Here is a 13,092-nt window from a genome sequence, read left to right on the forward strand (position 1 = left end):
GTGATCAGATCACGCCCATGGCGGTCATGGCCTTGGCTACGCGAAGGAACCCGGTGATGTTCGCGCCCAGCACATAGTTACCCTGAGCGCCAAACTCTGCGGCGGTCTCGTAACAGTTCTTGTGGATATCGATCATGATTTCCTCAAGGCGCTTCTGGGTGTAATCGAAAGTCCAGGAATCGCGGCTGGCGTTCTGCTGCATTTCCAGGGCGGAAGTTGCAACACCACCGGCGTTAGCGGCCTTGCCCGGGCCGTAAGCAATCTTGGCGTCCTGGAAGATGATGATGCCTTCCGGCGTGGTCGGCATGTTGGCGCCTTCGGCAACTGCGATACAGCCGTTTTCCACCAGGGTCTTGGCATCGCTGCCGTTGAGTTCGTTCTGGGTGGCGCAAGGCAGGGCCACATCACACGGAACGCTCCAGATGTTGCCGTCTTCCACGTACCTGGCGTCTTTGTGGTATTCAGTGTAGGCGCTGATGCGGCGGCGCTCCACTTCCTTGATGCGCTTGACCGTCTGCAGGTCAATGCCCTTCTCATGCACGATCATGCCCTGGGAGTCGGAGCAGGCAATTACCTTGGCGCCCAGTTCGTGGCATTTTTCGATGGCATAGATGGCTACGTTGCCGGAGCCTGACACCACCACGGTCTTGCCTTCCAGGGAGTCACCACGAGCCTTGAGCATTTCGTGGGTGAAGAACACGGTGCCGTAACCGGTGGCCTCGGTACGGGCGCGACTGCCGCCCCAGTCCAGGCCTTTGCCGGTGAATACGCCGGATTCGTAGCGGTTGGTGATGCGCTTGTATTGGCCGAACAGGTAGCCGATCTCGCGGCCACCGACGCCGATGTCACCGGCGGGAACGTCGGTGTACTCGCCCAGATGGCGATACAGTTCGGTCATCAGGCTCTGGCAGAAACGCATGATTTCGTCGTCCGACTTGCCTTTCGGGTCGAAGTCGCTGCCGCCTTTACCACCGCCGATGGGCAGTCCGGTCAGGGCATTCTTGAAGATCTGTTCGAAGCCCAGAAACTTGATGATGCCGAGGTAAACAGATGGGTGGAAACGCATGCCACCTTTATAGGGGCCAAGAGCACTGTTGAACTCGACACGGAAGGCTCGGTTGATGTGGATCTCACCGCTGTCGTCCTGCCAGGGCACACGGAAGATGATCTGGCGCTCGGGTTCGCAGATGCGCTGGATGATCTTCTTGTCCGCGAACTCCGGGTACTTCACCAGCACGGGCCCCAGGGTTTCCAGTACTTCGTGAACCGCCTGGTGGAATTCTTTCTCACCCGGGTTGCGATGAAGAACGTCCCGAAAGATCGGTTCCAGCTTTTCGTCGAGTTTTGCAGTCATGGTGTCATGCCCTCGGAATACGCGTATTGAAGGTCGCAGGGAAATGCGGTGCCCAAAAAAAGGGCAGTGATTGCACCACAGCGGTGCGGTAGTTGGCAAGTGAATCCGCTGCTAAGCCCGGTGGCCCACCCGGCGGAGATACCCCCAAGGGGGTGCGGCATTGTGTCTCAAGCCAGTGAAAAAGAAGCGGCATACAATTCCGGCTAATTCACGAAACACCTGATCCGAACGCTCCAAGGACCCGCCACACCATGATGAGAAAAACCCACCTGGCTCGCTGTATCAGCCTTGTGATGGCCGGCTATGCTGTCGCCCCTCTTGCCCATGCCCAGTCTGAAACCGATGCCCTGATGTTGATCCGGGTGACCGAAGGTCAGTCGGCCGAAGCCGCCCGACTATCGGCGGCGGCCGTTCAGACCGAGCCAGTACAGCGGTTGTCCTCGGATGCCGGGGTTTCGCTGTCGCGCATGGGTGGCCGTGGTCTGGACCCGGTGATCCGTGGCCAGAACGAAGAACGGGTGGAGGTTCTCCTTGACGGCATGCGGGTGGAGGGAGCGTGTCCGAGCCGGATGGATCCGCCCACCAGCCGTTTGAGCACAGCGCTGGCGCCGGTACTGGAAGTGCGCACCAGCAACCGCACCCTGCGCTGGGGCCCGATTGCCGGCGGCCAGGTGGTCGCCACCACCGCCGCCCCGGAATTTGCTGATGACAACCGCACAACCGGCCACCTGACCGTCGGCGGTGCCGACAATGGTGAAGGCAAGCTGGTGAATGGCAGCGTGGCGGTCGGTGACAAGGAAACGTTTATCCGCCTCGCTGGCGGCTACGACGAAGCCGACGATTATGAAGACGGCGACGGTAACGACGTCCGCAGCGCCTATAAAAACTCTGAAGGCCGGGTGGATGCCGCCTGGACCGCTGATAATGGCTTCTACATCAAAGGCCTGGCCAGTCGCCAGGAAGAGCGGGATGTAAAGTTCCCCGGCCGGGGTATGGATGCACCGAAAACGGATACCGACCTGTACCGTCTGGAGCTGGGAGCGCCGGTAGCCAGCGGCGGCTGGAACCTGATGGCATGGCAGGCAGATGTGGATCACGTGATGGATAATTTCAGCCTGCGTGAGCCGCCGGTAAATATGGGTATGCCCATGAAAATGCAGACCAACTCGGAAACCCGTACCCGGGGCGCCCGACTGGTGCTGGATCAGACCATCAACTACACCAAAGACATTGCCTTTGGTGTCGATGTGGAAAGCAATGAGTGGGATGCCACCATGTACAACGGCATGAATCTCGACCACGAGGCCTCTTTGATGTGGCCGGGCGTCGAGCGAGACCGGGTAGGTGTGTTTGTGGAAGCCTTCCACCAGATCCGCGCCAATGCCCGCCTCGGTGCTGGCATCCGTTATGACCGGGTTGAAATGGATGCCACTCGAGCAGACCAGACGTTTACTCCGATGGCCGGCGGTATGATGACGTTCTCCCCTTCGGGACTTTACGCCTCGGCCTATGGTGCAAACGATACCGAAGCCAACGATGACAACGTGAGTGGTTTCCTGACCGGGGAGTGGCGTTTTTCTCCGGTCCAGGCCCTTGAGGTTACGGCCAGCCACAGCGTGCGCTCCCCCAGCGTGAATGAGCGCTATGTTGCCCGTAAGACCATGAAAAGCAGTTGGATCGGAAACCCGGATCTGGACACCGAAAAACACCATAAGCTGGAAGTCAGCCTGCCCGGCAATCAGGGCGAGTGGAGCTGGCGCCCGGCTGTCTGGGTAGATCAGGTGGATGACTATGTCTACCGCTTTGACATCCGCAACCCCAACAACACCACGGACACCCGCTATGAAAATATCAGCGCCCGCCTGCTTGGTGTTGAGGGCATGCTGGGATGGAGCAACGGTACCTGGAGCAGCACCAGCAAGCTGGCCTCCGTACGCGGCGAAAACCGGGATGCCGACAAGGCGCTGCCGCGGATTCCGCCTATCCAGTTTATCCAGACCCTGGGCTGGCATTATCAGGGCCATACTCTGGAAGCCGAATGGCAACTGGCCCGTCGCCAGGATCGGGTAGACCTGGAATCCGGACTGGACCCCAGTACTTCGCCGGGATACGGCGTGTTCAACCTGTCCGGCACCCATCCGCTCATGGCCAATCTGAGCCTGACCTGGGCAGTGGATAACCTGTTCGACAATACCTGGGCGAACCATGTCAGTAAGGACAACCTGGCCGACAGTGGGGTGTTCCGGGTTAATGAGCCCGGGCGCACGTTGCGCGCAGCGCTTACGGCCCGGTGGTAAAAACGATTATGGCGGTTACCCGCTTCTCATAGCCGGCGGGTGACATTGATACCCCGGGTGGAGGTCACTCCATCCGGGGTTTTTTTGTCGTTGATCAAACCCGGTTCGCAAGGACAGCAACTAGACTGAAGGGTGTCAGGGGTAATGCTACAATTGGTTATCAGGTAATTCTCTAAAGGAATAACTAAGATGGGCGACTTTGTTCAGGCGATCCGGGTGCTGCTTCTGATGCTGATCAGTTCCGCTTTATCGGCTGAGACCGTGGAAACGCAGGCGGTAACGCGGGCCACCCTGCAGGAAACCGCCCATCTTGATGGTGTTATTGAAGCGGTTCAGCAGAGTACCGTATCCGCCCAGACCAGCGGTACGGTGGTGGAGCTGCCCTTTGATGTGGATGATTCCGTTGCCGCCGGTGATCTGATCGTGCGCCTGGAAGACAGCGAACAGCAGGCCCGGCTCAACCAGGCCGAAGCCGGATTGCAGGAAGCCCGTTCCGGGTTGCAGGATGCCCGTCAGCAGTATCAAAGAATCGAAGCCATTCATGAACGGGGCCTGGTGTCGCGGCAGGAATTCGACCAGGCTCGCAATAATCTGAGTGCTGCCCAGGCCAGGGTGGAAAGGGCGGAAGCGACCGTGGCCGAAGCCCGCAAGCAGCTGGACTACACCCGTATTATCGCCCCCTATGGCGGCATTCTCACCGAACGGCATGTCGAGCTTGGTGAATCTGTGAGCCCCGGTCAGCCTTTGCTCAGCGGTCTGTCCCTTGAACAGCTGCGGGTGGTGGTGGACCTTCCCCAGAAATACGCCGATGTTGCCCGCAGCCAGCGCCAGGCCACCGTGACCCTGCCCGATGGCCGGGTGCTGGAGACCGGCGAGATGACGTTCTATCCCTATGCCAACCCGCAAACCCATACCTTCCGGCTGCGCCTTCAGCTCAACGAACCCAATGGTGCCTTGTTCCCGGGCATGCTGGTGAAAGTGAGTGTGCCGGTGGCGAGCCGGGAGGCACTGTGGATTCCGGTGTCTGCCCTGGTTCAGCGCAGTGAACTGCGGGCCGTGTTCGTGATCAACCCTGAGGGCGAACCACGGCTGCGCCAGATTCGCCCCGGCGTTCGCTATGGTCAGCGGCTGGAGGTGTTATCGGGGCTCAGTGCCGGTGAACAGGTGGTGAGCAATCCGGGGGTTCTGGTGGGCAGCGAAACACTGGCCATGCCCGGTTCCTCAGCGGCAAGCGGGGAGTAAGCGGCCATGAGTCAGGAATTGCCCCCGGTTGGCCTGTCTGGTGTCATTGCCCGGGCCTTTCAGAACAATCATCTGACCCCGCTGCTGGCCATTCTGGCGATCATCCTCGGTGTCCTGTCGCTGATCGTCACGCCAAAAGAAGAGGAACCCCAGATTGATGTCACCATGGCCGACATCATGGTGGCGCTGCCGGGAGCCAGTGCCCGCGAAGTGGAAAGTGTGATTGCCACGCCGGCCGAACAGGTGATGAGTGAGATCAAGGGCGTAGAGCATGTTTACTCCGTGTCACGACAGGGCCAGGCGGTGGTGACCGTTGAATTCGAGGTAGGCATTACCCGCCAGGAAGCACTGGTGCGGCTCTACAATCAGGTGTATTCCAACCAGGACTGGCTGCCGCCGGATCTCGGAGCCTCCCAGCCACTGATCAAGCCCCGGGGTATAGACGATGTGCCGGTGATGAGCCTGACCCTGTTTGATCCCACCAACACCCATTCCGGGGAAGAACTCACCCGGCTGGCGCACATGCTCGAAGTGGCCCTCAAGCGCGTGCCCGGTACCCGGGACATCTATACCCTCGGCGGCGTACCGGACCGGGTGGACATCCTGTTTGATCCGGCGCTGTTGGCGGGCTATGGCCTCACCACCGAGGACATCGCGAGTGCGCTCAATGCCGGCAACGCGGCCAGCCAGGAAGCCCGAGTAACCCGCGACAACGTCTCCATTCCGGTACAGGCCGGAACGCTGCTGGAATCCGTAGACGATGTCCGTTCCCTGGTGGTGGGCATGCACAAAGGGGCGGCCGTCTACATGGATGATGTGGCGCAAGTGCGCCGTGGCGGGACGGTGCCGGACCAGAGCGTGATGGTCGGTTTCGGCCCGGCCCACCCGGAGCATAAGGCAGGCGTGGCCGGCCAGGTGTATCCGGCGGTGACGCTGGCGATTGCCAAGAAGCCCGGCGAAAACGCCATCGACATCACCACCGCCATCGAGCAGCGGCTGGATGAACTTCGTAACCGGGCCCTGCCACCGGATATTGAAGTGCTGGTGACCCGGGATTACGGGGTGACCGCCTCCGACAAGGCACAGAAACTGATCTCCGATCTGGTGTCCGCCACCGTGGCGGTGATGCTGCTGGTGCTGGCGGCCATGGGCTGGCGCCAGGCCCTGATTGTCGGTATTTCGGTACTGATTACACTGCTGCTAACGTTGGTGTTTTCCTGGGCCTGGGGCTTTACCCTGAACCGGGTGTCGCTGTTCGCGCTGATCTTTTCCATCGGGATTCTGGTGGATGACGCCATCGTGATCACCGAGAACATCAACCGGCGCATCCAGAACACTCGCCGTTCGATCAGGGACATCATCCCGGTGGCGGTGGATGAGGTGGGTACCCCCACCATTATGGCGAGCCTGACCATCATGGCCGCGCTGCTGCCTATGGCGTTTGTGACTGGCCTGATGGGCCCCTACATGAGCCCGATTCCCATCAATGCCTCGGCCGGCATGGTAGTTTCGCAGATTGTCGCCTTCGTGGTCGCCCCCTGGCTGGCCTTCCGTTTGCTAAAACACAAAAAGGGCCAGGAGCTGGACGACGGCGGTGAGGCCACCAGTTCCGCCGAGGGTGCAAGCCCGCTGGCGCTGAAGATCTTCAACGGTGTGTTGGGACCGTTTTTGGGCGACCATGCCTGGCGCCGCCGTTTTCTGGGTCTGGGCGTGGTGCTGCTGACGCTGGCGGCAGCGTCCTTGCCGGTCTTTCTGGCGGTCATTCTCAAGATGCTGCCGTTCGACAATAAATCCGAGCTGCAGGTGATTCTGGATATGCCTGAGCGCACGCCGGTGGAACAGACCCAGCGGGTGCTCACTGATATGGGCCATTATCTGGAAACGGTTCCAGAAGTCACCGACTGGCAGACCTATTCCGGTACCGCATCGCCCATCAATTTCAACGGGCTGGTGCGGCAGTATTATCTGCGCAGCGAACCCTATCAGGGCGATATTCAGGTAAATCTGGCCGGCTCCGGGCACAGAGAGCGGCCATCACACCAGATTGCCCAGAGCCTGCGTGGCCCGCTGACAGCCATTGCCGATCGCTACGGTGCCAAGGTGAAAATTGTTGAGGTGCCACCGGGGCCGCCGGTGCTGTCGCCAGTGGTGGCCGAAATCTATGCCGCCGATGCCTTCCGCCGGGCGGAACTGGCAACCCTGATTGCTGACGATATGAACGGTATCGAGGGTCTGGTGGATATTGATACCACCCTGGAGGCTCCCACCCGGCAATGGGAAGTGGTGGTGGATCGGGCTCGGGCAGTCCGGCTCGGGGTCTCCCAGGCGCAGGTGGTTAGCGCCTTGCAGACCGCGCTAGGCGGGGCTGGTGTCAGTTATCTGCATGATGACCAGGCCAAATACCCGGTGCCGATTCGGGTGATTCTGGCCGAGGGTGACAAGGCACAGCCCTCGGCCCTGCTTTCGGTACAGGTGCGCAGTCGCAGTGGTGAACTGGTGCCGTTGGCCAGCATCGCAGACGTGCGGGAGGCGGACTGGATGGGGGCCATCTATCATAAGGATCTGCTGCCAGTGACCTACGTCACGGCCGATATGGCCGGAGACATCGACTCGCCCCTCTATGGCATGTTCCGCATGGTGGACTTGCTGGAAAATCAGGCGGATGCTCCGGAGCAGTTCTTTATCCAGCAACCGCCGTTGCCGGAAAAAGGTACTCTGAAGTGGGACGGTGAGTGGCAGATTACCTACGAAACCTTCCGGGACATGGGCGCCGCGTACAGCGTGGGTGTCTTCATGATCTTTGTGCTGCTGGTGGCCCAGTTCCGTTCCTATTTGCTGCCCCTGATCATCATGGCACCGATTCCGTTGACCCTGATCGGCATCATGCCGGGCCATGCCATGCTGGATAAGGAGTTCACCGCCACCAGTATGATTGGCATGATTGCCCTGGCCGGCATCATTGTGCGTAACTCCATCCTGCTGGTCGTATTTATCCAGCAATTAATGGAAGAAGGCATGGCGCTTGATAAGGCGGTGGTCATGGCGGGTGCGGTGCGCATCAAGCCCATCCTGCTGACGGCTATATCGGCCATGGTGGGCGCTTACTTTATCCTGAGTGATCCGATTTTCAACGGGCTGGCAATTTCGCTGGTGTTCGGCCTGGCGATGTCGACCCTGTTTACCGTGATCGTGGTGCCCTTGCTGTATTACACCCTGGCCCGGTGCAAATGGATCTGAGGCGTGGTGGCTATCGGGTTGGCCAGTAGCGCTGCATTTCCAGGAACAGGAAGGAGGCGCTCCAGGTAATCAACAGAAAACCAGTAAGCGCTTCAATGCCAGTAAGGTACCGGAGTTGACCAATCGCCTCGATATCGCCATAGCCCAGGGTGGTGAAGGTGGTGAAGGAAAAATAGGCACAGTCCAGCATGGTGCCGCTGAAGTTGCCTGTTAGCTGGCCCCAGCCCTCGGCATGGTGCATGAAATAAAAGGCCGTGGCGAAGATCCAGACTTGCAGGGCATGGGCGGTCAGGCAGCCGAGCACCGCCACAATCAAACGGAAATGGTGGCTTTGACGCATGCGTGCGAGAAGGCCGCTCAAACGGATCAGGACTTCGTTATGTATCACTACAACGGCACACACCAGAAGGATGTTCAGCAGGGTGACGTTGATCAGAGTATCGTGAGTGGCGTCCAACGGAGTCGGTCCTGAAGCCGGGAAACCTGCCGGAGTAATCCGGAACCTGTTGAAAATTGTATAGTAAATTCGTTGCCTTCGCGCACTTTCATTTAATCAGAGTATTGACTGTCCATGTCCAGAAAACTGCTTCCCCTGTTGATGATCGCCCTGAGTATTGCCGGCTTCCTGCTTTTGAAGGCAACCCGGCCGGAACCGGCGGAAGTATCCGCCACCGAGCGCAGCTGGCTGGTGCAGGTGCAGGAGGTCAATCCCACTCGTGCGACCCCGGTGTTGCCTCTGTATGGTGAGGTGGTGGCGCCGGATCTGCAGACCATCACCGCCACTCTGGCCGGGCGTATTGACCGGTTACCGGTACGGGAAGGGCAGCAGGTGAGCGAAGGTGACTTGCTGGTCGAGCTGGATTCCGCCGATATCGAGCCGGTACTTGCCCAGGCCCGGGCCCAGGTCGCCGACCTGGAGGCGCAGGTGCGGTCCGAACAGGTGCGATACCGCAACGATCAGCAATCCCTGGAGAGTGAAAAGGCCATTCTGGACAACGCCCGTCGCCAGTTTGAGCGCATTCAGTCGCTGGTTGAGCGCAACCTGGCCTCCCGCGAGAACCTTGAGGCTGCCACCGATACGCTGGCCAGGGCGGAGTTGACCGTTCGTACCCGGGAGCGGGCCATAGCTGAGCATCCGGCCCGGCTGCAAAGCCTTGAGGCCCGGTTGTCGCAGGCCCGGGCCAGTCTGAGTTCGGCAGAACTGGACGGTGAGCGGGCGGTATCAACAGCGCCTTTTGAAGGTATGGCCACCAACCTGCAAGTGGCGGCTGGCGATCAGGTATCCCGCAATCAGGCGTTGTTGAGCATCTATCCGATACAGGGGCTGGAAGTCCGGGCGCGGGTGCCGCAGATGTATCTCGGCGAGTTGGTGGATGCCCTGGCCGAGGGGGCAACACTAACGGCTACCGCTGAGAATTCCGGCCAGCGCTTTGAGCTGGTCCGGTTTGCCGGCCTGTCTGATCCGGCCGGTACCGAGGCGGTGCTGGAGCTGAACGGGGAATCGGGAGCCTTGCGGCCCGGGGCTTTGCAGCCACTGCTGCTACAGCGGCCAGCAAGGGACAACCTGATTGCCATACCCTTCAGCGCACTGTACGGGGCCGACAGTGTTTACATCATGACTGATGATAACCGTATGCAGCGGGTGACGGTGCAACGGGTCGGCGAGGCACTCAGCGAGAACGGTGCGCGCCGGTTGTTGATCGCCAGTGAACACCTGAAACCGGGCATGCGCCTGATCACCACCCACCTGCCCAATGCGATCACCGGCCTGAAAGTAAAACTGGCGGATAGCGAGGGGGCACCGGCCTCATGAGTCGCAAAAAGGGTGTGATCGGCTTTTTTGTCCATCACCGGTTGGCCGGCAATCTGGTGATGCTGGTGATGTTGCTCGGTGGCGTAATGGCCCTGACCCGCATGAATATCCAGTTCTTCCCTACTTTCGCCCTGGATGTGGTCAGCGTGCGGGTGGTGTGGAGTGGGGCGTCGGCCGAGGATGTGGAGCGCGGTATTACCGACCCGCTTGAGCAGCGTCTGCGCAGCGTCGACGGCCTCAAGAAGATGACCTCCACGTCGGCGCAGGGGGTGTCGTCCATTACCCTGGAATTCCATGAAGGCACCGACCCGATACAGGCGGTGGATGACGTGCGCCAGCAGGTCGACGAGTTCAATAACTTGCCGGCGGATGCCGAAGAACCGCAGGTGGCCAGGGTTGAACGGTACGAACCGGTGGCCCGGCTGCTGGTTTACGGTGATGTCGACCGGGCCGAGTTGCGCCAGCTGGTGTACCGGTTTGAAGATGAATTGCTGGACCGGGGCATCGACCGGGTCACGCTCCGGGGCCTGCCGGAGCAGCAGATCAGTATTGATGTGCCGGTGGAGCGGCTGGAATCCCTGGGCCTTTCGCTGGAACAGATTGCCGATCGGGTGGCGTCGCTGTCCCGTGACCTGCCGGCGGGGATGATGGCTCAGCAGGATGCCACCCGAGAGCTGAGGGCGGTGGAGCAGCGACGCAGCCCCCAGGCCTTCGAGACCATTCCGGTGCTCAGCGGTGATCGCATCCGCATGCAACTGGGTGACATAGCCATCATCCGCCAGGAAGCCCGGGACAACCAGACGGTCATGGAAAACAACGGCATGCCCGCCGTAGAGCTGCAGCTTCAGCGGGCGGAAAACGGCAACTCCCTGACCGCCGCGCGGGTGTTTGAGTCCTGGTTGACGGATACCCGCCCGACCTTGCCGGCCACCGTAAATATCAAGGTTTACGACGAAACCTGGCAGTTGATTGAAGACCGGATTTCCCTGCTGGTGAATAACGGCCTGGGTGGTCTGGTGCTGGTGGTGGGGCTGCTCTACCTGTTTCTTCCCGGGCGGGTCGCCGCCTGGGTGGCGGTGGGTATTCCCACCGCCTTTCTCGCCGCCCTGGGCGTGCTATGGCTGATCGGCGGCTCCATCAACATGATTTCACTGTTTGCCCTGATCATGGCCCTGGGGGTGATCGTTGACGATGCCATCGTGGTGGGGGAAGACGCGGACGCCCATGCCCGTATGGGAGAGCAGTCCATCTACGCCGCCGAAGGCGCTGCCAAGCGTATGGTATGGCCAGTACTGGCTTCGTCCCTGACCACGGTGGCGGCGTTCATGCCACTGCTGGTGGTGGGAGGTGTAATAGGCAATATCCTGGGCGATATTCCGGTGGTGATGATCTGCGTGTTGATTGCCTCTCTGTTGGAGTGTTTCGTGGTCTTGCCAGCCCATCTTCGCCATGCCTTTGTCCGCAAGGTTTCCGAGAATCAGCCAGAGCGACGCCCTCACGCCGTGGCCCGTTTGCGCCGGGAATTTGAGCAACGGTTCGATACCTTCCGCGACGGCCCTTTCCGCCGGTTCTCTCGCTACAGCCTGAAGCACCGGGGCATGACCGTAGCCTCGGCACTGGCGTTGGCTATTGTCACCGTCGGCCTGCTGGCCGGTGGACGGCTTGGGTTCAATTTCTTCCCGACGCCGGAACCATCGGTGTTCTACGCCAATGCCAGCTTTGTGGCGGGCACGGATAAGGACACGGTGGCGCGCTTCATCCGGGAAATGCAGCGCTCACTCACTGAAACGGAGGAGGCCCTGGGTGGCGATCTCGTACTCCATGCCGTGACCACCTACGGCGCTACTCAAGGGGCTGAGGGCAGTTCCCGGAACGATGACGAGCTTGGCTCCATGCTGGTGGAGCTGGTGCCTTCGGACAGCCGTTCTGTGCGCAATGCCGAGTTCATTCGGGAATGGCGCAGCCGTATGACGCTGCCGGCCGGACTCGATGCCCTGAACATCAACGAGCGTCAGGCCGGCCCGCCCGGGCGAGATGTCAATGTGCGACTGACCGGTGATGACGCAGAGGCCCTGAAGCGGGCAGCGGATGAAGTGGCCCAGGCTCTGGATACCCTGCCGGGCGTGCTGGATGTGGAAGACGATATGCCCTGGGGCCGAGAACAGTTGCTCTATCAGGTCAGCCCTTATGGTGAGGCCCTGGGGCTGACCACTGTGGATCTGGGCCGACAGTTGCGGGCGGCATTTGATGGCCGGATCGCCCAGATCTACCAGGATGGTCGCGATGAGGTGGAAGTCCGGGTGCAGTTGCCGAGGGCGCAACGGGAGCAATATTCCACCCTGGAGCGCATGACTATCCGCATCCCCGATGGCCGTTTTGTACCGCTGACCCAGGTGATGAACCTGGATCACCGCCAGGGATTCCAGGCCCTGCGCCATGCCGATGGCAAGCTTGCGGTGGAGGTCACCTCGGCGCTGAATACCCGGGTTGCCACCACCGACCAGATTCTTGAAAGCCTGCAGTCCGGGCCTTTGCCGGAGATCGCCAGTCGCCACGGTGTGCGCTACAGCTTTGAGGGCCGCTCGGCCGATCAACGCGAAACCATGGCGGACATGCAAACGGGGCTGCTTATCGGCCTGGCCCTGATGTATGTGGTGCTGGCCTGGGTGTTTGCATCCTGGAGTCTGCCCCTGATCGTCATGGCGATTATTCCCTTTGCCCTGGTCGGTGCCCTCCTGGGCCACTGGATCATGGGGCTGCAGCTCACCATACTGTCGCTGTTTGGGTTGTTCGGCCTGTCCGGTATCGTGGTGAATAACGCCATTATTCTGGTGGCTTTCTACAATCAGCAACGGCAGAAGGGGCTGGACATCACGGATGCCCTGAATGAGGCCGCCGTGCAGCGGGTTCGCGCGGTTCTGCTGACGTCCTTGACGACCATCGGGGGGCTGACACCGCTGCTGTTCGAAACGTCGTTGCAGGCCCAGTTCCTGATTCCCATGGCAACGTCGATTGCCTTTGGCTTGGGACTGTCCACCTTCCTGGTGCTGCTGGTGATTCCAGCGCTGTTGTCCTGGGTCGAGCAATTCCGGGAATGGCGTGCCCAACGCAGGAACGGTGCGGCAGAACCTCTGGGGGCTGCCGACTGA

The 13,092-nt window shown here is 60.5% G+C and carries 7 protein-coding genes; 5 read left to right on the forward strand and 2 right to left on the reverse strand.

All coding sequences use genetic code 11. The features are described from left to right. Positions 1-4: 4 nt before the first annotated feature. A complete protein-coding gene (gene gdhA, locus C7436_RS13615; protein ID WP_011783856.1) occupies positions 5-1,354 on the reverse strand; it encodes an NADP-specific glutamate dehydrogenase in 1,350 nt (449 codons plus the stop codon). A gap of 251 nt (positions 1,355-1,605) precedes the next feature. On the opposite strand from gdhA, the gene C7436_RS13620 reads away from it, so the two are divergent. The 3 genes from C7436_RS13620 (at position 1,606) to C7436_RS13630 (ending at position 8,130) form a co-directional block, all read left to right on the forward strand. After that, positions 1,606-3,651 carry a TonB-dependent receptor domain-containing protein gene (locus C7436_RS13620; RefSeq protein WP_121208154.1) on the forward strand — a complete coding sequence of 682 codons (2,046 nt, stop codon included), beginning with the start codon at positions 1,606-1,608 and terminating at the stop codon, positions 3,649-3,651. A gap of 189 nt (positions 3,652-3,840) precedes the next feature. Continuing rightward, entirely contained in the window at positions 3,841-4,893 is a 1,053-nt protein-coding gene (locus C7436_RS13625; RefSeq protein ID WP_121208155.1) for an efflux RND transporter periplasmic adaptor subunit, read from the forward strand. Positions 4,894-4,899: 6 nt separating this feature from the next. Then, positions 4,900-8,130 carry an efflux RND transporter permease subunit gene (locus C7436_RS13630; protein ID WP_121208156.1) on the forward strand — a complete coding sequence of 1,077 codons (3,231 nt, stop codon included), beginning with the start codon at positions 4,900-4,902 and terminating at the stop codon, positions 8,128-8,130. Between the two features lie 10 nt (positions 8,131-8,140). Here C7436_RS13630 and C7436_RS13635 read toward each other — a convergent pair whose 3' ends face one another. Beyond that, the gene (locus tag C7436_RS13635) at positions 8,141-8,587 is read right to left on the reverse strand and encodes a potassium channel family protein (RefSeq protein WP_121208157.1); all 447 of its coding nucleotides are present in this window, start codon (positions 8,585-8,587) and stop codon (positions 8,141-8,143) included. Positions 8,588-8,701: 114 nt separating this feature from the next. Between C7436_RS13635 and C7436_RS13640 the strand changes: the two genes are divergently transcribed. Further along, positions 8,702-9,943: an efflux RND transporter periplasmic adaptor subunit gene (locus C7436_RS13640; RefSeq protein WP_121208158.1), complete on the forward strand. Its 1,242-nt coding sequence runs from the start codon at positions 8,702-8,704 to the stop codon at positions 9,941-9,943. Further along, entirely contained in the window at positions 9,940-13,092 is a 3,153-nt protein-coding gene (locus C7436_RS13645; protein WP_121208159.1) for an efflux RND transporter permease subunit, read from the forward strand. Before C7436_RS13640 ends, C7436_RS13645 begins: the two co-directional genes overlap by 4 nt.

Origin of the sequence: Marinobacter nauticus, from assembly GCF_003634635.1 — a bacterium.
Classification (GTDB): domain Bacteria; phylum Pseudomonadota; class Gammaproteobacteria; order Pseudomonadales; family Oleiphilaceae; genus Marinobacter; species Marinobacter nauticus.

What these genes read in the sequence shown, in the direction of transcription:
- C7436_RS13620 (WP_121208154.1), top strand. Translation starts at nt 1,606, where the DNA reads ATGATGAGAAAAACCCACCTGGCTCGCTGTATCAGCCTTGTGATGGCC.
- C7436_RS13625 (WP_121208155.1), top strand. Translation starts at nt 3,841, where the DNA reads ATGGGCGACTTTGTTCAGGCGATCCGGGTGCTGCTTCTGATGCTGATC.
- C7436_RS13645 (WP_121208159.1), top strand. Translation starts at nt 9,940, where the DNA reads ATGAGTCGCAAAAAGGGTGTGATCGGCTTTTTTGTCCATCACCGGTTG.
- C7436_RS13640 (WP_121208158.1), top strand. Translation starts at nt 8,702, where the DNA reads ATGTCCAGAAAACTGCTTCCCCTGTTGATGATCGCCCTGAGTATTGCC.
- gdhA (WP_011783856.1), bottom strand. Translation starts at nt 1,354, where the DNA reads ATGACTGCAAAACTCGACGAAAAGCTGGAACCGATCTTTCGGGACGTT.
- C7436_RS13630 (WP_121208156.1), top strand. Translation starts at nt 4,900, where the DNA reads ATGAGTCAGGAATTGCCCCCGGTTGGCCTGTCTGGTGTCATTGCCCGG.